Source organism: Psychrobacter sp. ASPA161_6 (assembly GCF_051970285.1).
In the GTDB taxonomy this organism is placed as follows: Bacteria; Pseudomonadota; Gammaproteobacteria; order Pseudomonadales; family Moraxellaceae; genus Psychrobacter; species Psychrobacter glaciei.
On the sequence record NZ_JBEFNJ010000001.1, the window covers coordinates 1,142,878 to 1,169,687 of the forward strand.

Annotated in this window: 23 protein-coding genes; 17 read left to right on the top strand and 6 right to left on the bottom strand. The window is 43.2% G+C overall.

Annotated features, from left to right (window positions below; translation table 11 throughout):
- Positions 1-357 precede the first annotated feature (357 nt).
- The 6 genes from gloB (at position 358) to msrB (ending at position 7,995) form a co-directional block, all read left to right on the top strand.
- Entirely contained in the window at positions 358-1,137 is a 780-nt protein-coding gene (gene gloB, locus ACTQ9T_RS04690; RefSeq protein ID WP_440464215.1) for a hydroxyacylglutathione hydrolase, read from the top strand.
- A 107-nt stretch (positions 1,138-1,244) separates the two neighbouring features.
- Entirely contained in the window at positions 1,245-2,315 is a 1,071-nt protein-coding gene (yejB, locus tag ACTQ9T_RS04695) for a microcin C ABC transporter permease YejB (RefSeq protein ID WP_189581824.1), read from the top strand.
- A gap of 50 nt (positions 2,316-2,365) precedes the next feature.
- A complete protein-coding gene (locus ACTQ9T_RS04700) occupies positions 2,366-3,397 on the top strand; it encodes an ABC transporter permease (RefSeq protein ID WP_440464462.1) in 1,032 nt (343 codons plus the stop codon).
- 7 nt (positions 3,398-3,404) lie between these two features.
- Positions 3,405-5,069 carry an ABC transporter ATP-binding protein gene (locus ACTQ9T_RS04705; RefSeq protein ID WP_440464463.1) on the top strand — a complete coding sequence of 555 codons (1,665 nt, stop codon included), beginning with the start codon at positions 3,405-3,407 and terminating at the stop codon, positions 5,067-5,069.
- A 212-nt stretch (positions 5,070-5,281) separates the two neighbouring features.
- Positions 5,282-6,598, top strand: a complete 1,317-nt coding sequence (locus ACTQ9T_RS04710; protein ID WP_440464216.1) for an iron-containing alcohol dehydrogenase — start codon at positions 5,282-5,284, stop codon at positions 6,596-6,598.
- Positions 6,599-6,780: 182 nt separating this feature from the next.
- Entirely contained in the window at positions 6,781-7,995 is a 1,215-nt protein-coding gene (msrB, locus tag ACTQ9T_RS04715; RefSeq protein ID WP_194618593.1) for a peptide-methionine (R)-S-oxide reductase MsrB, read from the top strand.
- Positions 7,996-8,107: 112 nt separating this feature from the next.
- On the opposite strand, the gene folE is transcribed toward msrB, so the two are convergent.
- Complete coding sequence (gene folE / locus ACTQ9T_RS04720) at positions 8,108-8,704, bottom strand: GTP cyclohydrolase I FolE (RefSeq protein WP_010196233.1); 597 nt, start codon at positions 8,702-8,704, stop codon at positions 8,108-8,110.
- A 496-nt stretch (positions 8,705-9,200) separates the two neighbouring features.
- Between folE and ACTQ9T_RS04725 the strand changes: the two genes are divergently transcribed.
- Both ACTQ9T_RS04725 and ACTQ9T_RS04730 read left to right on the top strand, forming a co-directional pair.
- A complete protein-coding gene (locus ACTQ9T_RS04725) occupies positions 9,201-10,010 on the top strand; it encodes an enoyl-ACP reductase FabI (protein ID WP_010196229.1) in 810 nt (269 codons plus the stop codon).
- A gap of 178 nt (positions 10,011-10,188) precedes the next feature.
- On the top strand, positions 10,189-10,899 hold the full coding sequence (locus tag ACTQ9T_RS04730; protein ID WP_440464217.1) for a YoaK family protein: 711 nt from the start codon (positions 10,189-10,191) through the stop codon (positions 10,897-10,899).
- Positions 10,900-10,927: 28 nt separating this feature from the next.
- Here the strand turns inward: ACTQ9T_RS04730 and ACTQ9T_RS04735 are convergent, their stop codons facing one another.
- Entirely contained in the window at positions 10,928-11,092 is a 165-nt protein-coding gene (locus tag ACTQ9T_RS04735; RefSeq protein ID WP_189581845.1) for a hypothetical protein, read from the bottom strand.
- Positions 11,093-11,409: 317 nt separating this feature from the next.
- On the opposite strand from ACTQ9T_RS04735, the gene ACTQ9T_RS04740 reads away from it, so the two are divergent.
- The 8 genes from ACTQ9T_RS04740 (at position 11,410) to ACTQ9T_RS04775 (ending at position 21,851) form a co-directional block, all read left to right on the top strand.
- The gene (locus tag ACTQ9T_RS04740) at positions 11,410-12,831 is read left to right on the top strand and encodes an SLC13 family permease (protein WP_440464218.1); all 1,422 of its coding nucleotides are present in this window, start codon (positions 11,410-11,412) and stop codon (positions 12,829-12,831) included.
- A 192-nt stretch (positions 12,832-13,023) separates the two neighbouring features.
- Complete coding sequence (locus ACTQ9T_RS04745) at positions 13,024-14,061, top strand: alpha/beta fold hydrolase (protein WP_440464219.1); 1,038 nt, start codon at positions 13,024-13,026, stop codon at positions 14,059-14,061.
- Positions 14,054-14,866: a metallophosphoesterase family protein gene (locus tag ACTQ9T_RS04750; RefSeq protein ID WP_440464220.1), complete on the top strand. Its 813-nt coding sequence runs from the start codon at positions 14,054-14,056 to the stop codon at positions 14,864-14,866. Before ACTQ9T_RS04745 ends, ACTQ9T_RS04750 begins: the two co-directional genes overlap by 8 nt.
- 91 nt (positions 14,867-14,957) lie before the next feature.
- On the top strand, positions 14,958-15,548 hold the full coding sequence (locus ACTQ9T_RS04755) for a DUF1543 domain-containing protein (RefSeq protein ID WP_440464221.1): 591 nt from the start codon (positions 14,958-14,960) through the stop codon (positions 15,546-15,548).
- A gap of 1 nt (position 15,549) precedes the next feature.
- Entirely contained in the window at positions 15,550-15,867 is a 318-nt protein-coding gene (locus ACTQ9T_RS04760) for a hypothetical protein (RefSeq protein ID WP_440464222.1), read from the top strand.
- Between the two features lie 45 nt (positions 15,868-15,912).
- The gene (locus tag ACTQ9T_RS04765; RefSeq protein WP_440464223.1) at positions 15,913-16,671 is read left to right on the top strand and encodes a hypothetical protein; all 759 of its coding nucleotides are present in this window, start codon (positions 15,913-15,915) and stop codon (positions 16,669-16,671) included.
- A gap of 197 nt (positions 16,672-16,868) precedes the next feature.
- Positions 16,869-21,020: an ATP-dependent RNA helicase HrpA gene (gene hrpA / locus ACTQ9T_RS04770; RefSeq protein WP_440464464.1), complete on the top strand. Its 4,152-nt coding sequence runs from the start codon at positions 16,869-16,871 to the stop codon at positions 21,018-21,020.
- 510 nt (positions 21,021-21,530) lie between these two features.
- On the top strand, positions 21,531-21,851 hold the full coding sequence (locus ACTQ9T_RS04775; protein ID WP_440464224.1) for a hypothetical protein: 321 nt from the start codon (positions 21,531-21,533) through the stop codon (positions 21,849-21,851).
- 157 nt (positions 21,852-22,008) lie between these two features.
- On the opposite strand, the gene ACTQ9T_RS04780 is transcribed toward ACTQ9T_RS04775, so the two are convergent.
- Together ACTQ9T_RS04780 and ACTQ9T_RS04785 are read right to left on the bottom strand one after the other, a co-directional pair.
- Positions 22,009-22,344, bottom strand: a complete 336-nt coding sequence (locus tag ACTQ9T_RS04780) for a hypothetical protein (protein ID WP_440464225.1) — start codon at positions 22,342-22,344, stop codon at positions 22,009-22,011.
- Between the two features lie 289 nt (positions 22,345-22,633).
- Positions 22,634-23,491 (bottom strand): AraC family transcriptional regulator N-terminal domain-containing protein, encoded by an 858-nt coding sequence (locus ACTQ9T_RS04785; protein WP_440464226.1) that lies wholly within the window; start codon positions 23,489-23,491, stop codon positions 22,634-22,636.
- A 233-nt stretch (positions 23,492-23,724) separates the two neighbouring features.
- Between ACTQ9T_RS04785 and ACTQ9T_RS04790 the strand changes: the two genes are divergently transcribed.
- Positions 23,725-24,138, top strand: coding sequence for an organic hydroperoxide resistance protein (locus ACTQ9T_RS04790; protein WP_194618576.1), 414 nt, complete (start codon positions 23,725-23,727; stop codon positions 24,136-24,138).
- A 300-nt stretch (positions 24,139-24,438) separates the two neighbouring features.
- Here the strand turns inward: ACTQ9T_RS04790 and ACTQ9T_RS04795 are convergent, their stop codons facing one another.
- Both ACTQ9T_RS04795 and ACTQ9T_RS04800 read right to left on the bottom strand, forming a co-directional pair.
- Positions 24,439-25,386: a DMT family transporter gene (locus ACTQ9T_RS04795; protein ID WP_194618575.1), complete on the bottom strand. Its 948-nt coding sequence runs from the start codon at positions 25,384-25,386 to the stop codon at positions 24,439-24,441.
- A 261-nt stretch (positions 25,387-25,647) separates the two neighbouring features.
- Positions 25,648-26,559, bottom strand: a complete 912-nt coding sequence (locus tag ACTQ9T_RS04800; RefSeq protein ID WP_440464227.1) for a DMT family transporter — start codon at positions 26,557-26,559, stop codon at positions 25,648-25,650.
- Between the last annotated feature and the right edge of the window lie 251 nt (positions 26,560-26,810).

The following is a 26,810-nucleotide window of genomic DNA, read 5'->3' on the forward strand; positions in this document are numbered from 1 at the left end:
AACATTCAAATATTAGGACTGCTGATCGCTAAAATCGCATCAAACGTTTTATCAAATCAGGCGTAAACCGACGATAATGTCCAGACCTTAGCTAGGTTTACAACAACGTTTGGGGTGATTTTAGCATCAGCCCCAAGTATACAAGCAGGGGCAGGGCTATTTTTTGCCAATACATGGCGAAATTGTCTACCCTAGAATAACTAGGCGTCAAAAATTTCACTGCGTATTGTCTAAAAAATAGCCCTGCCAGTTCCACATTTGAATGTTCAACAGACCCTAATCTTGAAGTTTTATTTGATGTTAAAAGAATGAATAAAAGATATTTGCAATAAAGACAATCATCTGTAAGGACTTAATATGAGTATCCGTATTCACCCAATTAAAGCATTTAGCGACAACTATATTTGGACATTAATCAACGAAAACAATAAGCAAGCGATTGTCATTGATCCCGGTCAAGCTGAGCCTGTCGTTGCCTATCTAGAAGACAACCAGTTAGAACTTACCTCGATTTGGACGACTCATCATCACCACGACCATACTGGGGGCGTCGCAGAGTTGCAAGAATCCTACCCGATGACGCATTTAGTCGCACATAGTGAACATACAGTTGATGAAGATCAAACGATAAAAGACGGTAGTACAGTCAGTGCGTGGGGCTGCTCTGCACAAGTTTGGGATATATCAGGGCATACCGCCAGCCATATGGCTTATATCTTGGATATTGATGGACAAAAACATTGCTTCTGTGGGGATACTTTATTCAGTGGCGGTTGTGGGCGTGTTTTTACTGGTACGATTGAGCAGTTGCATGACAGCTTTAAACGTTTAAATGAACTGCCTGCCGAGATATTGCTTTATCCTGCGCACGAGTACACAGCCAGCAATCTACGTTTTGGGCTATCTATTGAGCCTGACAACGAAGCGATGCAGCAAGCCTTAGCACAAGCAGAGGCGCAAACCGCACAAGGTGTGCCGACATTACCAGTGACCCTAGAGCATGAGCGCGCAATAAATGTATTTTTACGCACACAAGAACCGAGCGTGATAGCAGGAGTTAAATCCAAAGTGACTATCGATGATGACAAGTCTTTAACGGTATTTGCGGCGCTACGTGAGCTGAAAAATAACTTTTAAAGCCTTATGCATCTTTGATAGCTGTTTTTTAGATCATTGCTTTTTAAATAAGTGTTAGCTGCTAATTTTTCTGTTCCCATATTTGTTTATTTTAGGAAGCTGCCATTATGGGTCGTTATATCTTAAAAAGATTACTGTTGATATTACCGACGCTATTTTTGATATTGCTGGCGAATTTTGTGATTGTGCAAGCAGCGCCTGGAGGTCCTGTCGAGCAGCAAATGGCGCTCATCGAGCAAGGTGCAAAAGACAATGCGCTCGGTGGTAATATTGGCGCGGGCAGTGCAGGTGGTAATGACAGCACTTATCAAGGGACGCGTGGTCTCTCTGAGGAGATGGTTGCTGCGATCAATGCCCAATATGGCTTTGACAAATCTGCCCCCGAGCGATTTTGGCTTATGCTAAAAAACTACGCCCAACTGGATTTTGGTGAGTCATTTTTTAAAGGCCAATCGGTGACTGATCTCATCATAGAAAAGCTACCAGTCTCAATCTCGCTTGGGCTTTGGAGCACGCTGCTGATTTATATGATAGCCATTCCGCTTGGAGTCTATAAAGCCATGCATCATGGCTCGGGGATTGATAAATTCACTGCTATGCTGCTTGCTATCGGACATGCGATACCCGTCTTTGTATTTGCCGTCATACTACTGGTGTTCTTTGCTGGGGGCAGTTACTGGAATATTTTTCCGCTGCAAGGATTAACTTCCGAGAATTTTGATCAATTAAGTGCGCTTGGTAAAGTGAAAGATTACTTTTGGCACTTGGCCTTACCACTGTTGGCAAGTACGGTTGGTGGGTTTGCTGGCTTGACCTATCTAACTAAATTCAGTTTTTTAGAAGAGTTGGGCAAGCAATACGTACTTACTGCACGTGCCAAAGGTTTAGGAGAGCGGCAAGTGTTATACGGGCATGTGTTTCGCAATGCCATGTTAATTATCATTGCCGGTATTCCAGCTGCTATCGTTGGTATCTTCTTTGCCGGTAATTTTCTCATTGAAATTATCTTTAAGCTTGATGGTTTGGGTTTGTTAGGTTTCGAAGCCATTCAACAGCGCGATTATCCAGTGATATTCGGCACGCTATTTATCTTCACGTTAGTGGGACTGCTATTACAGTTAATCAGTGATTTGAGTTATCACTTAATCGATCCTCGTATTGATTTTGAGGGGCGCTAATGTCAAGTCATCCATTACCTTCAACGCCTTCATCTGCATCTCCTGTCTCTATGCCAAAAAAACGTCGGCTGAACCCTATTTGGCAAGCACGCCTAAACCGCTTTCGCCAAAATAGGCTTGGGGTGATATCACTGTTTGTTTTTGCGGTGATATTTGTCATTTGTATGGCGGCCAATGTCATTGCCAATGACAAGCCACTGCTGGTGCAATATCAAGGCGACTATTACTTTCCTGTATTAAAGGCCTATCCTGAAACGACGTTTGGCGGTGTGTTCGAGACCGAAACCAATTATAAAGATCCTGCGGTGCAAACGCTGATTGATGAGCAGGGCTTTTATGTGATGCCGCTTATTCCGTTTGCCGATCAGACGCCGAACGTTGAGTTGGGTCTGCCTTATCCAGCAGCACCAAACGATCAGAATTGGCTTGGCACTGATGACATGGGGCGTGATGTGCTGGCGCGGATACTTTATGGTATGCGGGTATCGTTATTGTTCGGTCTGGCACTGACGCTCGCGGGCGCATTAATTGGTATTATTGTCGGTGCAATACAAGGCTATTATGGTGGCTGGGTGGATCTAGCAGGGCAGCGCTTCATGGAAGTGTGGGGCGGTATGCCTCAACTATTTATGATTATTATTTTGGTTAGCTTATTCAGCCCCAGTATTACGATGTTATTTGGGTTAATGCTGTTATTTGGTTGGATGGGTCTGGTTGGTTTGGTACGGGCAGAGTTTTTGCGCGCCCGTAATTTTGACTATGTGCGAGCCGCGCGCAATCTTGGAGTGTCGGACAGCCAGATTATGCTAAGACATATCTTGCCCAATGCCTTAGCGTCAAGCTTGTCGCAACTACCGTTTATCTTGACGGCCAATATTATTGCTCTGACCGCGCTGGACTTTTTGGGATATGGATTACCGCCCGGCTCGCCGTCTTTAGGTGAGCTGATGGTGCAAGGGAAAAATAACCTCGATGCGCCTTGGCTGGCTTTGTCAGGCTTCTTTAGTTTGACTTTTATTTTGTCGTTGCTCATCTTTGTAGGCGAAGCGCTGCGTGATGCGTTTGATCCGAGGCGCTCTTAATATGACCATGATTAATAAAAAAAATAGCACGTCGAATGAAAAGCTCGACCGTGTACAAGATAAGCTCATGTTGACAGTAGATAAGCTAAGTATCAGGACCGCCACAGGCGTCCAACTGGTCAACGAGCTGTCTTATGAGCTGCGGCAAGGGCAAACCTTGGCCATCGTTGGTGAGTCGGGATCTGGCAAATCGATTGCCAGTCTTGCACTATTAGGTCTGCTACCAGATAATTTAACCATTACTGGTGCGGTTCAGCTGGCAGGCACCGCAGGCATGTCTAAATTACCAGTAGCCAATGACAAAGGGCGTAATGCTGCACTACGACCTATTCGTGGGCAGCGTATTGGCATGGTGTTTCAAGAACCGATGACCGCATTGAATCCATTACATACGGTCGCCAAACAAATTGCCGAATCACTGCGTCTAAGCGGCGTGCCAAAAAAGCAATGGCGAGCAACCAGCATCGCTTTGCTAGATGATGTCAATATTACGGATCCTGCTGACAAGTTGAACCGTTATCCACATGAGCTATCAGGTGGTCAGCGTCAGCGAGTGATGATTGCCATGGCATTAGCTCAGCAGCCTGATATCTTAATTGCCGATGAGCCGACTACCGCGCTTGATGTCACTTTGCAGCACGAGATTTTGGCACTATTAGATGATCTTAAGCGCCAGCATAATATGGCGATGATATTAATCAGTCATGATCTTAATTTAGTCAGGCGTTACAGTGATGAGGTCGTCGTCATGCGCCAAGGCCAAACGATTGAACAGGGGCAAACATCAGCGGTATTTAGTCAGCCTAAAGCCGACTATACGCGTACGCTTATTCAGCAAGACTTTGGTCAAGCCTTGACTATAGTAGATAATAATGCAGACAAGCAATCAAGCGTACTAGAAGTGAAGAATCTAAAAGTACAGTTCCCGATTGAAAAAAGCCTATTCGGTGGTACAAAACGCTGGTTTGATGCGGTAAAAAATGTCGATATGACGTTACAAAAAGGACAGGCGCTGGGCATCGTCGGTGAGTCTGGCTCTGGCAAAACCACCATCGCACTCGCACTCAGTCAATTACTGAGCAACCAAGCACGTGTGAATGGGCAGATAGTCGTCAATGGGCAAGACCTCTCGGCATTGTCCAAGAGCGAGCTGCGTAAGTTCCGCTCACAGATTCAGATGGTGTTTCAAGACCCATTTGCCAGTATCAACCCGCGCATGACGGTTATGCAAATTATTGAAGAAGGGCTATTGGTACAAGGCGTGGACAAGGTCGCGCGCCAGCAGGCAGTCATGGATAGTCTGGCTACTGTGCATTTGCCGGCGGATTTTGTACAGCGTTATCCGCATGAGCTGTCAGGTGGACAACGTCAACGCGTGGCATTGGCGCGCGCATTGATTATGAAGCCGAGCCTACTCATATTGGATGAGCCTACCTCGGCGCTGGACAGTACCACGCAGGTAACAGTGGTCAGCTTGCTACGTGAAATCCAAGAAAAGCTGCAAATCAGCTATGTTTTTATCAGTCATGATTTAAAAGTAGTACGCGCACTGTGTCAGTACATTATGGTATTAAAAGAAGGCACATGCGTGGAGTATGGTCACACTGAAAGTATATTTAATGACCCACAGCATCCATATGCTCAGCAGTTATTAAAAGCGAGTACCACTTAACAGGAACTAAAAACGGCTCAAAACTCAGAACATACCAGTTCATAATAATAGCGACATCCTAAAAAATGCAGTGGTACAATAAGTTTAGACACTCGTTTGCTCTATCGATATATTTTCGTGACCCATATATTTACCTATTTTGGCATCGTTTATCGTTAGCGGATCAAAATGGTCATCATTGCCATTAAAGCATTATTAAAAAAGGATTTTTTATGCCCAGTAAAAAGCAAAGCAGTCTTTCTAAATTAGTAAATAACAATCCATTACAGCACGCTGGTTACTTGGCGGTTGCCAAAACGCGCGCCAAAGTGCTGAAAGCCTTTTCTTATGTGATACCGATAAGAAGACCGATGCTATTCGTCGGTGAGACTGCCTGTGATGAGATATGTGATATGCTCATTAACGAAGGCAGTACCAATGTATTTATCGTCACTGATGCAGTGTTAAATAAGCTTGGTATACCTGCCAAAGTCACCGATTATTTAGATAGTAAAAGCATCAGCTACCAGCTATATGATGGTATCACGCCAGACCCTACTTTTAAGGTCGTCGAAGAAGGACTACGCAAATCAGTTGACGCTAAGTGTGACTCGATACTGGCCATCGGTGGTGGTTCAGTCATTGACGCGGCTAAGATGATTGCAATGTCGCAAGGTAATAACTGTAAACCTAGACAACTTATCGGTATTCTCAAAGCAAGAAAACCTTCTATGCCATTGTATTGCATTCCTACTACCGCGGGTACAGGCTCAGAGGCAACGCTTGGTGCAGTGGTATCAGACGATAAAACCCATCAAAAAGCCTTGTCTATCGACCCAAGAATGGTGCCATTAGCTGCAGCTATAGACCCAGTTATTATGAAAGGTATGCCCGCGCACATCACAGCGGATACTGGTATCGATGTATTGACACACGCGCTCGAAGCGTGGATGAGCGTAAACGCAAGTGTAGAAACTGATTACTATGCGGCCTCAGCTGTCAAATCAGTCATGCAGTATCTACCAATGGCCTATAAAGATGGTGGCGATCTAAAAGCACGAGAAGAGATGGGTATCGCAGCTCACTACGGTGGTATTGCCTTTAACAAAGCAGGCCTAGGTTATGTTCATGCTATTGCTCACCAATTAGGGGCATATTATAGTATTCCTCATGGTCGCGCGAATGCCATCGTTTTGCCTTATGTGCTGGATCTAAATCGTAAAGCGAGTGAAAAACGACTGGCAGCATTGGCAAAGAAGACAGGCATGGTCAAACATGGTCAAGCCAGCAGTGGCAACGGTGCGATAGCAGATAACTTAATTGCCCAAGTACGAGAGTTGATCAAAAGTTTAAACATTGATCCAACGGTTAAAGGCATGAAAACTAGTGATTTTGACAGTATTGCTAAAGCCGCTGCAAAAGAAGTCAGCGATACTTATGCAGTTCCGACTTATATGCCAGCGTCTGGTATCAAGGAAATCTTGACCAAGATTATGCAAGCCAGTGAAGGTCGTGCTGGTGAAAATAAAAGTAGCGATAAAGCAGCATAGACTATTGTAGTCTGCTTATAATCATTGACTGATAAATTAAAAAAAGTCTATTACCATAAGGTAGTAGACTTTTTTTTGAAAAATAATTGGACGTGCTGTACATATATATATAACAATATAGGAATACTTCGGTGAGACCTAGAGGTTATGATAGTTAAATGAAATCCTTTTAGGAGATAGTTATGAATCGTATATTACCGTCTAAAGTCATTGGGTTAGTAATCATGGCGAGCAGTGCTTTTTATGCAGGCTGTGCCTCGACTGAAACCAGCCCCACCGTGAAAGACACCACCGCTGCCAACCCTTATGCACCGACAACCCCAGGATTGGCAGTGGCTACGGTTGCTGGTGGGTGCTTTTGGTGTGTGGAAGCAGGCTATGAGAAAATACCTGGTGTGGTAGAAGTAGTGTCTGGCTATACAGGTGGCAGTGCTGAAAACCCAACCTATAAAGAGGTATCAGCAGGTGGCACAGGTCATACGGAAGCGGCGCAAGTATACTATGATCCTAAAAAGATTACTTATAACGGTATAGTACAGGCGCTATGGAGAATCGCTGATCCAACTGATAATAAAGGTCAGTATGTCGATCGAGGCACGCAATATCGCCCCGCTATTTTCTATAATAATGCCCAAGAAAAGCAGATAGCAGAAGCTGCCAAGCAATCATTGCAAGACTCTGGTGTATATGAAAAACCAGTAGTGATTGAGATTGTTCCTGCCAGCACCTTTTATCCGGCAGAAGAGTATCATCAGGACTATTACAAAAAGAATCCGCTACGCTATAAGGCTTATACTTTTAATTCTGGTCGATATCAGTTTATCGAAAGCGTCTATGGCAAAGATTATGAGCTAGATTTTAACCAGTTCAAACCCACTGCTAGTAGCGTACAGCAACTAACATCAAATAAGTCATCAACCACTAAAGCAAGTGCTGGCTTCAATCCAAAGACATTTGTGAAGCCAACACAGGAAACGCTGAAAAACTCGCTCAGTGACATTCAGTACAAAGTCACTCAGAAAGAGGGTACCGAGCGCGCATTTGATAACGAATATTGGGACAATAAAGCGCCCGGGCTATACGTCGATGTGATATCGGGCGAGCCACTGTATTCTTCTCGTGATCAGTTTAAGTCTGGCACAGGCTGGCCTAGCTTTATCCGTCCGTTGAGCGCTGATGTGGTCGTCGAAAAAGAAGACCGTGGTATTTTTTCAACCCGTACCGAAATTCGCAGCCGCTACGCTGACTCGCACGTGGGTCATGTATTTGACGATGGTCCAGCCCCAACGGGTAAACGCTATTGCATGAACTCAGCGGCAATGCGCTTTATTCCACTAGCCGAGATGGAAGCCGCTGGTTATGGCAACTGGGTAGATGATGTAAAACCAGTTAGCTAAGGCTGGTTTACTACGCGCTAACAGTATTTCTGTTTTAAAAATATCTAAATTGCATAAAAAAGGACACTTGATAAGTGTCCTTTTTTTATTTTTAATATTCTAAAGTACCATTTTAAAATGCCGGTTGGCGCTTAGGTACAGCACCCAAAAACTCATTTCGTGCTTGATTATCATGAACATATTCGCCTAGCATCGCCGTGCTTCGTGTGGTTGAATGCTGCTTATTAACACCGCGCATCATCATACACATATGCGATGCATCCATCACCACGGCTACACCGCGGCAGCCCGTCACGTCCATAATGGTTTGTGCCACTTGTTCACTTAAGTTTTCTTGAATTTGTAAACGACGGGCAAACATGTCTACGATACGCGCAAACTTTGACAGTCCTAATACTTGTCCATTCGGTAGGTAGCCAATATGTGCAACCCCATGAAAAGGAAGCATATGATGTTCACATAACGAATAAAACTCAATGTTTTGCACCAGCACCAGCTCGCGGTTGGTCGATGGGAATACTGCGTCATTGACCACTTCATCTAAGCTTTGATGATAGCCTTGGGTTAAATGAGCAAAGGCTTTTGCCGCCCGAATAGGCGTATCTTGTAATCCAGGACGATCTAAGTCTTCGCCAGTTGATTCAATCAGTTGGCGATAAGATTCGGTACTTTCTTTATAATCTGGGGTTATGATGGGAGTGTTACTCATAGGTTTGGCAGCCATCCAAAATGTGGGTGTAGCTTAACGTTGAATCCTATCATGTAAGGATTCTTATAAAAATTATGCAAGCTGGGAAGGGCTGTGATTATACTCGAAATCTGCTTAACTTCATACTGCTGTGGCGAGCAGTTAAGCGTTTAATCGCAAGAGTGGTGCCGATGGTGCCATCGAAACCACAATGGCAATTGTGTTTAATGGCTGAATTTTTGAAAATAAGCAGTAAAAAGATAACGGTATATGGGTTTTATTATCAATGTAGCCTGCTAAAATATACTGACCATCATTACGGGTCAGCATCATATTTTGATATGAGTGTATTTGAATAACGGCACTCAAGTACAGTTTACGACTGTTTACTTAAATCAATTCATGTATAATGGGCAATCTTCTGGTTTACATTTTTTATCACTTGCTACTTCTCACTTAAAAACTCTAAATAAATATCGATTCTAAATAATTTCTATCGATTCAAAAAGGAAATATTATGCTACTTCAAGGACAAAGATTCGTCGTCACTGGCATCGCAAGTAAGCTTTCTATCGCCTGGGCTATCGCAGAAGCGTTACACCGTGAAGGGGCTTCGCTAATCCTGACGTACCCAAATGACAAAATTAAGAAGCGCGTCGATATGGCGGCTGAAAAATTCGAAGCAGATTTGGTACTGGAGTGTGATGTTGCCTCTGATGAGTCTATTGCTGCTTGCTTTGAGCAAGTGACTGCCCATTGGGGTGATGGTATTGATGGCGTGGTACACGCTATTGGTTTTGCGCCGATGGATCAGCTGAACGGGGATTTTGTTAGCGCCACGACGCGTGAAGGCAGTCATATCGCCCATGATATATCGAGCTACAGTTTTGTCGCTTTGGCTAAAGAAGCTCGTGAATTATTAGCAATGCGCCATGGCTCTATGTTGACATTGACTTACGAAGGCAGTATTTCAGTATTGCCAAACTACAATGTCATGGGTATGGCAAAAGCCAGTCTTGAAGCCAGCGTTCGTTATCTAGCGACCTCTATGGGCGGTGAAGGCATACGTGTTAATGCTATATCTGCAGGACCTATTCGCACGCTTGCCGCCAGTGGTATTAAGTCTTTCCGCAAGATGCTCGATATCAGCGAAAAAATCGCACCACTGCAGCGTAACGTCAGTCAAACAGAAGTAGGCAACGCGGCTTTGTTTTTACTATCGCCTTGGGCATCAGGTATCACTGGTGAGATTATGTTTGTTGATGCTGGATTTAATACTGTCGCCATCAGTGAACAATTAATGATGCTTGATGAGCCACAGCAGTAATTATTTAAAAAGTCTTAATTGGCATTTATTGTGTTTTATGAATTCTTGAGAACTATAAAAGCCATAAGAGCCATTGGTTATAATAAACCCTTAGCGTAATAACAGAGAAGGCAGCCAACCGGCTGTCTTTTTTGGTTATACTACGGGCTTTTCGGTAACAAGCCTTTAGGTGGTGGATATGATAACCAAATTACCAAGGTGGATACTGTGGGGCGGGGCTGTACTGGCATTCAGTGCGGGCTGCCTCAATACGGCAGCGTTGATGGGATTTACCAATTTGTCCGTCTCGCATGTCACAGGTAACGTGAGTCTGTTTGCTGCTGCTATTGCTCATTTTGATGCCCGAAGTATTTTATATATTGGCGCGTCGTTGTTGTCATTTTTGGCAGGGGCAATATTGAGCGGTTTTGTCATTGGGCAAACCTCATTGAAGTTAGGACGGCGCTATGGCACTGCGCTTTATATTGAAGCGGCGTTACTGCTGATCAGCTATCTGCTGTATAAAGAACATGATTACTTTGGACAATTGGCGGCGGCAATGGCGTGCGGATTACAGAATGCGATGGTGGCGACCTATAGTGGCGCTGTCATTCGTACTACTCATCTAACGGGTCTAACGTCAGATATGGGTGCTGCTATTGGTAATTGGCTAGCAGGACGCTCGATTAGCAAACCGACATTGGGTTTTCAAGCGATTATTTGGTATTGCTTTTGCGGTGGCGGGGTAGTGGGCGCGTTTTTATATGCTAGGATCGGCTATGGCGCGTTGTTTGTACCGATCACTATCGTACTGACAGCGGCATTCGTCTATAACTATGCCTCAGATCATCTGCCAGAACAGAGACCACCACAACCAAAAAAGCGCTTATCATCAGATAAGCGCTTTTAGGCTATTTTTTATAGCTGTTTATACCGAATTATTTATCGTCTTCTGAGTCATGGTCTTCATGTTCGTGCATACCTTGCATCATATCTAGGGCAGAATCATCCGTACGCTGTTGGTCTTTTTTATCAAGACCATCTTGGTTGATATCTGTTGGTGCCATCTTCGTGGTTGCGTCTGTTTTATTTGAGTCTGTCATAGCATGCTCCTGATTATTTTTATTGACTGCCAACGAAGAGGTGAATAGTAAATGTTCATTGGCGTTTCATTTTTATTCTACCCATCAAGTATGTGATAGCGCCACCTCGTTGTACATATGCGATGTGCGCTTGTTTAGTGACGATATGTAACGGAATATCATTGGGGTTGCCATTCAACCACATAAATTTCTTAGTAGGATAACGTTATTTTTAAAAGGTTATCTTTAAAAAGTTATCGTTAAAAAACAGTCACGATTCAAAATCATCTTTATATTTTAGTTTTTTATAACGTCTTTGAGGACAATAAGGATATGTTATGTCAGAGCAAAAGTTAGACAGCCATCTTCCTGATGATGGCAATGAGTATTTGTTTACCGATACCTTTCCGAAAGGAACTGGCAAAGGGCTGATACTGGTTATTATCGCTGCCATTGTCAGTATGATTATTTATAATGTATTGCCTTTTGATATCAATGCCAATAAAGGCTTGGCCATGCTTTTCTTCATCGGCGTGCTATGGCTGACGGAAGCGCTACATGTGACTATTACTGCACTATTAGTGGTGGTAGTTGGTGCGCTAATTGGTATTCCAGAATTCGATGCCGAAATCGGTTTGCAGAGCTTTGCAAACCCAACGATTTACTTGTTTTTTGGTGGTTTTGCTTTGGCTGCCGCCTTGCATGTACAGCAATTGGACAAAAAAATTGCGCTAAAAATTCTGTCTATGTCAGGTGGCAAGCTTGGTACCGCCGTATTTTTAATATTTGGTGTTACTGCATTCTTATCGATGTGGATATCGAATACTGCCACGGCAGCCATGATGCTGCCTCTTGCGCTCGGAATCCTAACGCAGGTTGACCGCGAAAAAGATCGCGGTACGTTTGTGTTTGTATTATTGGGTATCGCTTACTCTGCCAGCTTGGGTGGTTTGGGTACGATTGTTGGTTCACCGCCTAACGCCATCGCCGCAAAAGCGCTTGATATTGCGTTTATCGATTGGATGAAGTTCGGTATTCCAATGATGTTGGTACTATTGCCGTTGTTGTTAGGCGCTATGTATTTGTTCCTGAAGCCCAATCTTAATCGTATGGTCGTTCTTGTCGAAGAGGAACCTATTGAGTGGAATAAACCTCGGGTAGTGACGATTATTGTCTTTATCGTGACAGCACTGAGTTGGATATTCTCCAAAAAAATCGGTGCGGCACTCGATATCACTGATACCGATGCGGTCATTGCCTTGTCAGCAGCTGCAGCGGTGGTGAGCTTAGGGCTCGTATCGTGGAAGCAAGTCTCTGACAATACTGACTGGGGTGTGCTCATGTTGTTCGGTGGTGGTATCGCACTATCAACAATTTTGAAAGTTTCTGGTGCCTCGTTGGTGCTGGGCGAGACGGTCGCCAATGCGCTGTCCTCGGCACCACTTATTATTGTGATGATTGCGGTATCGGCATTTATTATCTTCTTGACAGAGTTCGCTTCTAATACTGCCTCTGCCGCGTTATTAGTACCAGTATTCGCTGCTATTGCTGAACAGATGGGTTTACCACATGAAGTGTTGGTACTGGTCATCGGTATTGGTGCCTCTTGTGCCTTTATGCTTCCTGTCGCCACACCACCAAACGCGATTGTATTTGGTACGGGGCTTATCAAGCAGTCAGAGATGATACGGACGGGTATTATTCTTAATATCATCGCCACCTTTGTAGTTGGGCTGTGGGCGTATTTTTTCCTAATTTAGCCTTATAATAAGCTGACTATAAATCCATGACACCCGATGTTTGAGTTACTCTCAAGCATCGGGTTTTTTATTTACTATTGGCCTGAATGTCTGTATAAAATACTTAATATTTGTTTGTTTATAAGTAATAACAGGTTTGAACGAGATTAACATCACATATTAGCGTCATCTCATTAAACGGATTTAATAAAAATGGCAAAACGTCTAACGAAAATCATGGTCTTTATTGTTTTGGGGCTGCTTGTTTTATTGGTGGCTTTAATCGTAGTCTATTGGGCGGCTGATAAAAGCGTCGCCGACCTAGAGCGTTGGCAACTGCCCAATAGTGAGTTTATAGACGTGCAAGGCATGCAGGCGCATGTGATCAGGTCGCCAAGATGCATGGCCTATCCGAGCAAAAATGCCATAAAAAATGAGATAAAATCTAATCTTTATAGTGATAAAACCTTGGGACAGCCCAAAACTATTGTATTACTACATGGCACTTCAGCAAGTTTGCATACGTGGCAGGGCTGGACGCGTGAGTTAAGTGATGACTATTGTGTCATCAGCATGGATTTGCCGGGGTTTGGCTTGACCGGCCCTTATACCAATGAATCTACTCAGTATGACAGTGCCAATTATGCTAAATTCGTCATTGATGTGCTTGATAATTTGGAAGTGGGTCGCGTGACGTTAGCAGGCAACTCGCTGGGTGGTAAAATCGCGTGGCGTACTGCGGCATTATATCCTGAGCGGGTTAATAACCTTATATTGGTCGATGCAGTTGGCTACCCTGCAACACCAAAGCAGGTACCTATTGGTTTTAAACTGGCGGAATACCCCATATTGACTCCACTGCTTAGCCGTGTGCTACCGCGTGATGTTGTGAAAAAAAGTATCTTAAGCGTCTATGCGGACGACAGTAAAGTTGATGAGGCTTTGGTGGATCGTTATTACGATTTGACTTTGCGTCAAGGCAACCGTCTGGCGTTAAACCGCCGCTTGCTGGAGATGGATAACACGGCAAATCAAGCACAAATCAAACAATTAAATTTACCAACCCTCATCTTATGGGGTGCGCAAGATGACCTAATTCCAGTAGAAAATGCCAAACTGTTTCATCGAGATATCGCTAATAGCCAGTTAAAGGTATTTGATAATTTGGGACATGTACCACACGAAGAGGATTCCGTAGCGACGGTTAAAGTAGTAAAGCAGTTTTTGCTTGGTGAACAAATAGATGAGTAATTCAAAAAATAAACAAGTAACGACAATAGCCGCTATTTCCGACATTCATAGCAATATCTTCGCGCTTGAAGCTGTGTTGGCTGATATCAAACGTCGCAATATCGATCAAATTATCAATTTGGGTGATATTTTATACGGACCGATTGCCCCTAAAGATACCTATGCGCTTTTGATGGCGCATCAGAACGATATCATTACGATTCGAGGTAATCAGGATAGACAGATTTATGAAGCGACAGCAGCAGATATTGCTGATAACGCAACCATGGCTTTTATCCTTGAGGACTTACCCAAAGTGGCTATTGAATGGATGCAGGCTTTGCCGTTTGATTATCATGTCCGTGAAGATATATATCTATGTCATGGGTCACCAACCGATGACATGGTATATATGCTCGAAAATGTCGAAACAGGGCAGCCGATAGTACGTGATGAAGCAGACATTTTGGCACTGCTTAACAGTATTGAGAGCGCCGTTATCATCTGTGGTCATACTCATATCCCACGTACCGTTACGCTATCGACAGGACAAATGATAGTCAATACAGGTAGCGTTGGTTATCCAGCCTATGAAGATGATTTGCCTATCGCTCATAAAATGCAAACCTATTCGCCACATGCCAGTTACGCGCTTATTAAATGCATTGATGCTAAGCAAGGTATTATGCAAGATGCTGTGCAAGATACAAGTTGGCAAGTTGAGCATATCAAAGTGCCTTATGATTATGAAGCTGCGGCTAAATTGGCTGCAATAAACGGTCGTGAAGATTGGGCGTTTGCGCTAAGGACAGGGCGGGTGTTATAACTATAAGAATGGTCAAACTGCCTTTAGACCAAGCTGATAACATTGAGTAGACTAACGATGGATTTTATATATTTAATAAGGACTGTGTAAGATGCCAACACTATTTATGGTGCAACTTGGTGGTCGCTCAAAAGGTCGTTTGATTGAGCAGCATGACATGTTTTTTGGCGTGGCCAATCAGGTGAGCGAGTTGATAGACGATATTAATCATCATTGGCCTGAAGTCAAAAATAAATGGCACATCGACTCGTATCGCGCTATTACTAAGATCGGTAATCACTCGATAAAGTTAGTCGAATCAGCAATTAGAGATAGCAATAATGGTTTAAAACTGTTCTTTATTAATTTAGGCGGCTATCAGCAGGGGAGCTTCGAAGAGTTTCATTATAAACTACTTATCGTTGCTGCCACTCAAGCCGATGCTGTCAAACAAGCGAAACAGAGTGCATTCTATAAAGAATTTACTTTTAAAAATAAAGATTCACCTTTCGATGCCGCGTCGCATATTGATGATAAATTTGCGGTGGATATCGATGATATTTATAACGTTAATGATCTTATCTCAAACGTACAGATTTTAATTGAACCTATTCCTCATGATAGTCATGAACTTGCAAATACCGATGATGATAAAGAGTACGTCGGTTACCTCAGTATTAAGAATTTAAGGAAGTTGACATAATATGGCTTTAAATATGTACTTTAAGAACGGCATAATTCGCAAAACGCGCTGCCAAATCTCTGATGAGCTAGTGCCCGCCCTATATCAGATTCATGACAATGCCAGTTTTCCGCAACTCACTTGGCTAATTGATAATCTGTATGACAATCCGCAGATTCAACCCGACATTGCTCAAGCATTGGCTGATGAGATGGTAGGGTTTGAAAAGTTAATACTCTCGCTACACTTACCTTTCCCTAGGGTGCCACTACAAAAGATGCAGAGCTTCTTTATGCAAGCGGCTACTAGTCAGCAGATTATTCATACGAGTAACGGTTAAATTTACAAATAATTTATTCATAAAAATAAAATATGGCTGGTAGATTTGAAAAATTTTATAAGAGGATTTGTTAAGTGGGTTATCGCAGGTGTTGGCCTTGGGATAGGAATTTTTATTGTCCTAGTGGCTATAACACTCTGGGATAAAAAGAATAAACAAGACACATCGGACGACACTACAGCGGTACTGAGTAGCGACACTGACAATGCTCGAAAAGAAAATAATGAGTTGTTAAACCTCCAGTTTACGGTCGAAGATCAAGACGTACCAGCAGGGTATAAGTTGATTGAGGATGGAAGCCTCATGTTAGATGCGCCTATTATGGGGATGGAGTGGGAGAGCATAGTGGACGAGAATGTCGCTACTGAACCACGGGTTTATGAACCTTTTATGATCTATCAGTGCATCACACAAAACGGTGAGCATTTACGTGTGGATGTGATTAATAGCGATATTGGTTATATGCTCAAGTATTATTTCGCCACCCAAAGTAATCCTTTAAGATTAGAGGCGCAGCAAGCTACTGAGGATGCCTATTATACGGCTCTTTCTAATGGTACTAATCTCGTTATGCGGGATCCGAATAATTATTATGAGCTGACACATTTTGAAGATAGCGATACCTCTTTTTATATTATTAATGCCATCACTGGTCAGGAGATGAATCATTTTTCTTGTGAGGATAACTCGATTGAAAATGCTCAGTATGCTTTGATTAATCAGATGGAGCCAAAGCATTTTAAATTTAGACCGATGACGGATGAGCTTAGAAATATTTTGACTGAGCGTTTTGAAAATAGGTAATAGACTGCATAGTTGCAACCAAACACTATAACTACCTTGAACCACGTCCAAATTATCCCCATAATCAAACCACTTATAAACAATAAATAGCCTAAGCAAATATGTCTAATACTTTTAATGATAATTCAAATTTAGCAAGCGATGATTTTTCTGAGAATTTAAATAACGCAACTAGTGATTTAGCTGAAACAAATGATATAAATAAGTTTGCAGAACTGCCTGTACTAGCAAAAGACAGCTATTATCTAAACCGCTTAGAACGTGAGCTGGCGCGTGCTGTTGTTGCTAAGAATAAGAAATCGGATAACAACGCGAACGAGAAAAACGCTAAAGCAGAAGATATTCTTGCCAAAAAACGCGCGCAGTACGACAAAATCAAAACCCGCTCGCAGCAAGCAGTACAAGCGCGTATCAATAGTATTCCTCAGGACTTGCCAGCCAAATTAAACCTTGATTTACCTGTCAGTCAGCGAGCAGAAGATTTAATCCAAGCAATTATTGATAACCAAGTCATTATCATTGCTGGTGAGACAGGCTCGGGTAAGACCACTCAATTACCGAAGCTGGCAATGCTGGCAGGTCGCGGTATTACTGGGCAAATAGGGCATACACAGCCAAGAAGATTAGCAGCACGGAGTGTGTCGAATCGTATCGCTGAGGAGTTGGGCGAGCAGTTAGGTAATACGGTTAGCTTTAAGATTCGCTTCAATGAGCAGGGTACAGCGCAATCGGTCGTTAAGCTCATGACCGATGGTATCTTGCTGGCTGAATTAGGACATGACCGATTTTTAAGTAAGTACGACACCATCATCATTGATGAGGCGCATGAGCGTAGCTTAAACATTGATTTTATTATGGGTTATTTGAAAAAGCTATTGCCCAAGCGTCCTGATTTAAAAGTCATTATCACTTCTGCAACGCTCGATACCAAGCGCTTTAGTGAATATTTCAGTCGTTATGATAACAAGCTAAAACGTAACGTACCCGCACCGATTTTTAATGTCGAAGGGCGTAGCTTCCCCGTTGAAGTTCGCTATCGTCCGCTGACCGATGAGCCGGTGACCAGCTCGGATGATGACAGCTACGATGATTTTGAAGAGAACCTGCCACGGGCGGTTGTGGCTGCGGTAGAGGAATGCTTTAGCGACGCCCAAAGCAAAGGTCATGCTGATCAAGCAGACATCTTGATATTTGCCGCGACCGAAGCAGAGATTCGTGAGACACAAGAGGTGCTAGAGCGTCATGGCCCGAAGCACACTGAAGTGTTGCCTTTATTTGCGCGACAGACCTATGAAGAGCAGCAGCGTATTTTTCAGCCGTCCGGTCGCGGCAGACGTATCGTTATCGCGACCAACGTGGCTGAGACAGCGCTAACCGTGCCCGGTATTCGCTATGTGATCGATCTGGGCTTTGCACGGATTTCACGCTATTCATATCGTTCACGCGTGCAGCGTTTACCGATTGAGGCGATTTCACAAGCGGCTGCTAATCAGCGCAAAGGTCGCTGTGGTCGTGTCGCACCAGGTGTTTGTATTCGTCTTTATAGCGAGGAGGACTTTACTGGTCGCCCTGAGTTTACTGAGCCTGAGATTCTGCGTACTAACTTAGCTTCAGTTATTTTACAAATGGCCAATCTGCGTTTAGGTAGCGTTGATGATTTTGAGTTTATTGAGCCACCCGATAGTCGTTTAGTTACTGACGGTCATAAATTACTCGATGAGTTAGGGGCAATTACGGCTAAAAGCGAAGCTGTCGCCTCTTCTCAGACCAACAAGCCAAAAGCAAAAAAAGGTCTCGATCATTTAAGCCTGACGCCTACTGGTCAAAAGATGGCACGTATGCCAATTGATCCAAGGCTGGCACGTATGCTGGTTGCTGGTTCTGATTTTGACTGTATTCGTGAAATGCTTATCGTGGTCGCCGCGCTTGCCGTACAAGATCCACGCGAGCGTCCTGCCAATAAACGTCAACAAGCGGATCAAAAGCATGCGGAATTTCGCCAAGATGACTCAGATTTCTTATTTTATCTAAGTCTGTGGAAAGCCTTGTTTGAAACCGATGAAGATGGCAACAAGCTCTCTGGTAATCAACGTAAGCAATTTACCAAGAAAAACTATCTGAGTTTTCCACGGGTGCGTGAATGGAGTCAGACTCATCGCCAGTTGGTGCAAATGGTCACCGACCTTAAGCTTACGGATGTTAAAGAGGCAAAAACTACGGATACGTTAGAAAACGCTACTAACGATCCAACAGCGATTGATGATGAAGAAATCAAAGCGGTCAAATATGCCAATTTACATCGCGCATTATTAACAGGCCTGTTGTCTACCATCGCCCACAAGACTGAAAGTCGTGGTGAATATCTAGCGGCGCGCCAGCAAAAAACCAAAATCTTCCCAGCGAGTACGGTATTTAAACAGATACCACCGTGGGTCATGGCTTTTGAAGTTGTAGAAACCTCGCAAGTCTTTATGCGTACTGTTGCCAAAATTGAACCAGAATGGATTATTTCAGCGGCAGGTGACTTATTAAAGTATCACTACTTTGAGCCGCATTGGTCGAAGAAAACGGGACGTGTCAAAGCCTACGCGCAGATTAGTTTATTTGGTCTAATTATTATCAGTAAGCAACTGACCAATTATGAGCAAGTCAACCTTGTCGAGTCGCGAGAAATCTTTATCCGAGATGGTTTGGTAACGGGTAACTTGGGTCGCCAAGCGCCATTCTTGCAGCACAATATGGACAAAATCGCTCATGTTGAGCGTATTGAAGACAAACTTCGCCGTCGTGATTTATTGGTCGATGAAGAGACGCTGTACCAGTTCTACGACAAGAAAATCCCTGAGCATGTCGCCAGTCGTAAGGCTTTTGAAGACTGGCGTGCCGAGGTTGAAAAAACTGATACCAAGCATCTTTTCTTCACCGATGACGACGTACTCAATAGCCAAGCACCGACCACAGGTGACTTTCCAGAAGTATGGCAGCTGGGTGATTTAAAATTACCACTACGCTATATTTTTGATCCTGCGAGCGATGACGATGGGGTGACTATTCGCGTGCCGCTTGTGGCGCTACCGCAGCTAGATGCTATCGAGCTGTTATGGGGCGTACCCGGTTGGCGCTTTGAGTTGGTCTTGCAATTACTTAAGTCACTGCCAAAAGATATTCGCCGTCAAATTGTGCCGATTCCCGATACTGCCGATAGTTTGTTTGATGAATTGCAACCCGCTGGTGGACAAGGATTGCTCAAGCAGCTTTGCCAAGCCTTAAACCGTCGCGGCATTATGTCGGTTACAGCAGACAATTTTAATCCCTCTACCATTGATCGCTATTTGCAGCCACAAATCTGTGTGGTCGATGATAAAAATCACATTATAGAAAAAGGTCGCGACCTCCAGACGCTACAGATTCGCCACGCCTCTGAGACCAGGCAGGCTGTGAATGAGCAGCAAGGCGCGCATACCGAATTCCCTGAGCATTTTGCCTTTAGCAAAAATCATCATAGCGCAGGCGTGGTGATGAAACAGTTTGCCGCTTTGGTCGCTGACGAGGCAGGTGAGGCGGTATCGATCCATCAGTATACCGATGTCAATGCCGCATTGCAGGCGCACCGTATAGGGGTATTGACCTTAATCAAAGGCAAGCTTGGCGCTAAGAAAAAACAGCTGACCAGCCAAATTGATAAGATATTCAAACTGGCATTTGCGCCCCTTGGCGACATGGAAGCCTTAAAAACCATTGTTATCGATGCGACGCTAGATGCCGCTCTGGAAGAGCACTATATTTTATTTGATCATAGTGAAGAGTTGCCAGAGAGCGCTGATGATATCGCTGTTGGCTTAAGCGAGGAGTTGCCGTTCACGCCAGAGGAGTATGGGAAAACACTTGAAGTTGTGTTGAGCAACTTCTTATTGACTGGTCAAGCTGTCATAAAAACTCTCAAAAATGTCTACACTCGCTGGCAACGCATTCGTCAGAGTTTGCTCATGCTCGATCGAGAGATCTTTGGTGAGTCTATCGAAGACATCGAGGATCAGTTGCAGGACTTGCAACTTGCCAACTTTGTCTATCATATGGATTACAGTCAATGGCAGCAGTATCCGCGCTATCTAGAGGCGCTGGAGGTTCGCATTGAGCGCCTTGAACACAATATCGAAGCCGACCTAGATGGTGTCTATGCGCTGGACTTGCACATGGAGCGTCTGGCAGGTCGCGCCAACAATGAGTCTATCAGCGAGTACCGCTGGATGGTTGAGGAGTATCGCATTCAACTGTTCGCCCAGCCCATGAAAACCCGTATGGCGGTATCACCGAAGCGTCTAAGCAAGATGTGGGATAAAGTGAGTTAAGGCTCGATATGAGTGTTAAAGCTTGCTAATTGACGACATATGACCATTGTCTTGTATAGCCCTTTAATTTAGTCGATAATATTTGATTAAATTAAAGGGCTATTATTCTTTTACACTAGGGCGTGTCCTAAATTCAAGCGATTGTATCTGAATGGGCTAAATTTTTTCAACAGACCCTAATATCCCGATATTATTTGCACTATTTTCCTCGTTTGACTGCAATTTATCTCATTTTTATAACCATTTTTAAAATGAGGACACGGCCCAGAGTTTTTTGGACTTTATTTAATACATTGACGTAGGTGTTTGAGCAGGATAAAAAATAATGGTTAAAGGTAGATTGATAATATAGTAGATTCACTTTAAAACAGATACAGTGTGACTGGAATGAATTTTTCGTAGCCTCTGTGATAGCAGCAAGCAAGGAAAATTTATACCAGTCGCACATAACTAACAATGTATCGATTTTATTCCGAACTGACTATATTAGGATTTGCATCAACTATATTTATGAGTACGGGCTGTGATGAAATACAAGCCAGTAATAATAAAAATGCGAAGGCATTCGCGCCAACAAGCGTAGAAAAAGAAGTGCAGTTACGAGGCAGTTTTAAAAGAAGCTTTGAGGTTCATGAGTTCGTTTCTAATGGCATCACTTACTATGTATCAGATCCAAAGCAGTTATTGATAAAAGATTCGAAAAGTATAAATCAAAAAGGCTATTACAAATATTTTGACACTTGCGTCGTTGGTAAGATTAGTTCTATGGGTAAATATGGTCCTTTAGGTAAGTATCAAAAGCAAATAACGGTTCGTAGAATTTGTATGTAGTTTGAGTAGGGTGCGTTCTACGCACTAATTTCATTAGATCTGATTCTTATCAGTGAACTTAGCGCACCCTACGTGAACTCTAATATTCAAGCCAATACTGTTTGCTCAGAAATACTTAGAATAAAGCATCCGAGGTGGCATTAGGGGATTTTGGCTATTAGTTTCGACGATTCAGATTTCTTTTTACCACGCCCATGCTATAAGCCAAAAAAGCAATAAATGTTAAAAAGACGATAAAAGGGGTAAGCAGCCATATCGTAATATTGATGAGTAAGGGCGATAAGAAGCCATCAAACATATCGAAATCGAGCCTTAAAGAGTCACTCAATGCGTCAATTGCCCGCTTGGAAATCGGGAAGAGCAATGTGCTTAGCGCTAACATATGGTTATATTTACCAAAATCAGGATCTGTCATTAATACGGAAAAGTAAAAGACCGAGTAAAAGACAGTACTTAGTGTCCAGCATTTGAGTGTGTAACTGAAACGAATCATAGTACCTCCTCACGAAATATGCTTGTGATTAACCTAGGAATAACGGTGTTTTAATAGCCCTAAATGCATAAATTATATATATGTTATATTATGAATATATAGGGTAAGTCAACTGTTATTTTCTGGATTAAAACATTTCGTAAATAATTCGATTGGGACGTCTAAGTGTCTCCTTGATATGAATACGCAGAGTAATAAAACGAAGTCAAAAGCTACGCTGACCTAGAAGACAAAAGTCATCAAGGTCTGAGTGTTATTTTATAACGTGTGCGCCAGATTATTAGATGTATCAATTAAGCTCACTGCTCGGACTGACTCCAAACAAGCGCTTATATTCACGGCTAAATTGACTGGGGCTTTCATATCCTACCTGCATGGCGACTTGTGAAATTTGTGATTCACCACGTTGAATAAGCTGCCTCGCTGCCATCAAGCGTAGGCTTTTTTGGTATTGCAGCGGACTTAATTGAGTGATCTCTTTGAAATGCTGATGAAACCCTGAGACACTCATACCACATTTACTGGCCAGCTCTTCGATGATGACGGGTTCACTCAAATGCGCTTTGAGCCAATCCGTCGCTTGGCTGATACGATGCGTATGACTTCCATTGACGACGAGCTGCCGCAATTTATTGCCTTGCTGTGCTGAGAGCAGTCGGTAGTAGATTTCTTGTTGAATTAATTTAGATAAAAATTGGAGATCGTTTGGATAATCGAGCAAGTTGATGAGTCGTTCAAAGGCGGCAAGTATGGTGTTATCCAGATGCCATTTTATACCCAGATGCTTTTCTTCTGTATTTCGTGCGGGCGGTATCTGGGCCAATATTTCTCTAATCATAGCAAGGTCTAACTTCATAGACAGCACAATAACAGGACTGTCTACTGAGGCATGTTTGACATGCATGCTCAGGGGAATGTTTACAGGGCAAAACATCAAGTTGCTATTATCAAAATTTTGGCAGTCATTCCCTAAATAAATCTCTCGCTCACCTTGCAGTACAATACAAATACTAGGCTCTTGAATATAGCTGACGGTTCTATTGGGTCTATCTGCACAGTAGAAAAATAAACCCGGAATAGCAGACTCGATGGTCTGATTCTTGGGCAGTATGTTAAGTAGTTGCACAATGGTTGTTGGCTGCATCATAGTTATCTTAGATAAAGGCGTGTTGATTGAAAGTTTATAAGCTTGGTGTTTCTCGGTTTGATGTTTTTATAGTAAATCTTTGATGTAATGAATGGCTTAATCGTACATATATTTATAGAATTAGGCAAGATTTTTGGAGGACTATTCTAACGCTTTAAGCTGAGAGTGCCTATAATAACTCCATTGAAACAAAACAAGCATGACTTCTAATAACATCAAAAAAGGAATATATTATGAAAATTTTCTATAAAACTCGCGCAACAGCAACCGGTGGTCGTTCTGGACATACAGGCTTGGATGATGGCTCATTAGGCTTTGATTTGGTCTCTTTTCAAGAGCAAGACAAAGAGGGTGTTAATCCAGAGCAGCTTTTTGCGATGGGCTACGCGGCCTGTTTTGATAGTGCCTTGAACCTGACAGCACAACAAATGAAACTGCCGATCACCGCTTCGAAAACCTCTACCCAAGTTGGTATTGGTATGAAGCAAGATGGCAGCTATAACTTAGATATAGATTTATACGTTGAAGTGTCTGGCATTGACGAAGCACAAGCGCAAACATTGATTGAAACGGCTCATCAAGTTTGCCCGTACTCCAATGCCACGCGTGGTAATGTTGATGCACGCTTACACGTGACCGTTGTCTAATATAAGTTCTATGCAGTAGAGCGATTATAGTTTTACGCTAATAAACCAACAATCTCTTATAAGCAGCCTGCATAAAATGCTAAAAAACGCCAGTAGCCTAGGTTACTGGCGTTTTTTTGTCATCGATAAATATGGTTTTCAGATGAAGTTGCAATAGCAAGAAGTGATGCCATTCACAAAAATTAGAGTAGCAAGGAAAACGAATATAAGTACTACGCATTGTAGATTAAGCGAGTTTGATACAGCTAATCGTACTTTTTGGGTTTGGTATGATCCGTATTTTTAAAATGAGGACCTGCCTTACTGATGCGTATTATCTGGAATTACTATCATTTTTACGCCACCCCAAGTGACCAATACGATGCCAAGAGCAATTAAGGAAGCCCCTAAAAACAAACCCTCTGGTGGACTTTCTCCCTGCAAAAAGATGGCCACCGGCACGCCAACGATCGCACCTACTGAGCCCAATAGACTTAATAGCACGGGACCGCCTGTTTTTTGCAATAAAAACAGCAATAAAAATTGTCCAGCAAAGATAAAGGCTTGTAGCACAATCAACCCAATAGGCAGTAATGCGCCCGTTGGCACCGCAAGTGAGAAGTTCGGCAAGGTGCCAACCACACCTAGAAAGATAGCCGCCGCGATTAACATGCCGGGTGCCAGCGAACTGGGCGACGCCGCATTTGGCCAACGCAAGGTACGATAGATATTCCCAATCGCTAGCAAAACAGGGCCACACAGCGCGAGTAAAATCCAGAAAATACTGGCATCGGGAGCCGAAAACTTGCGTATTGCTAAGACACCCACACCGCTCAGCGCTGCCGCCACGCCCATAGCGCGAACGACATTGAATGTCTCCATACGCATAAATAGCGCGCCAAGATAGGTGAGCAATGGTGGCAAAGCGATAATTAAAGCGACAAAACCTGCACCAACTTGTGGAATTGCAGAAAATAAAATCAAGTTGGAGCCCGCAACACTGACAAGAGCAGCAACCGAATAGTATTCTAAACTACGGACAGTTAGCGGCGGCAAATCATGTCGTAAAATCGCCACGGCTGATAGTAGAAACGCTGCACCAGTAATCGACCAAAAAAGAAAGGCGAGTGGCGATAAGCCAATTTGCCCTGCCGCTTTTGCTAGATTGGTGGAAATGCCTATCAAGGCGCCACCAGCCAACAGGCAAGTTAACGGGACAAGCCAAGTGTGTCTTTTATAAAATGAGTTGTTATTGGTTGATTCACTCATGAACTACCCTAGTAATAAGTAATGAAGCCGATTATTAGGACGTGTGCTCATTTAGCCGCTTTCGTTCAGGTTGAGGACACGCCCTAGATAGAATATCATTATTAAAGACACGGTAGCCAAAACCAGTTGAGTATATTGGCTGTTACATAGTCATAACCACACATAAAAAATGCCAGTAACTTATGCTACTGGCATTTTTATTTTTGATGGGTATGACATAGAGTAAGTTATTTTATATCGGACTTACCATGCCTCATAATATTAACTCGCGGTCTGCGGTGCTTTTTTATTTAAGATAAACACCAGTACCGCGCCCAAGATGACTGCACTTGCTAGGATAAACGGTAGGGTTAGTTGCTCCGATAAAAATACCACACCAAGTATGGCAGCCAATACTGGTACGCAGAGTTGTACTACCGCTGCCTGAGTGCTTTTTAATAAAGGCATTGCCATATACCAAACGCTGTAGCCCATGCCAGAAGCAATTGCGCCCGACGCGCAAGCCAATAAGATGCCCTCGATACTGATAGTGGCTAATGGCATATTTTTTAAATAAACCATACCAATAATGAGTAGTAGCGGAATAGCGACGAGGCTTCTGATAAAGTTAAAGCCCGTGGCTCGTAACGGTGATACGCAGGTTTTGCCGCGTATACTGTAGATGCCCCACGCTACGCCACTGATGGCCATCAATGTCGCTGCCAATACGGATGGGACAGCTGCTGATGGCAGCATAAGATAGACAAAACCTGCTACTGCTACGATAAAAGCCAGCCATTGCAAGGCACTTAACTGCTCTTTTTTGTAAATACCCCAGCCAATCATGGTGAGTTGAACCGCTGAAAATAAAATCAACGCGCCAGTTCCGGTATCAAGCTCAACATAAGCAATCGAAAAGCAAAGCGCATACACCACCAAACTTAGACTGCTGAGCCAGCTGCCTTTGTCTTTCAAAATAGCTTTATTTTGTGGATTGTTGAGGGTTAAATCTTTGCGTCGTAGGTTATAGCTATAGACGCCCATAATAATGCTCAGACAGATAGCACCACTAAGCAGACGGATGATGGTGAAACTCCACGCATCTATGTATCCCTCTGCCAAGGCCATTCTACAAAAAAGAGAGTTTGCGGCAAATGCTATTAAGGCAATAATCGTGTATAACGTGGCTTTCAAAAATAATTCCTACAATCATTAAATTGGTTTTGATTAACTAGGGCGTGTCCTCAATTCAATTGATCATATCTAAACGGGCTAAAAATGGCTAAATTTTGTCAAAAATCATTAAATAGCTGGTTAATATCCCGATATTATCTGCGCTATTTTCCTCGTTTGACTGCAATTTATCTCATTTTTATCACCATTTTTGAAATGAGGACACGCCCTAGAGTCTGTTGAACATTTATATGGTGTCAGGCGCGCTCAGT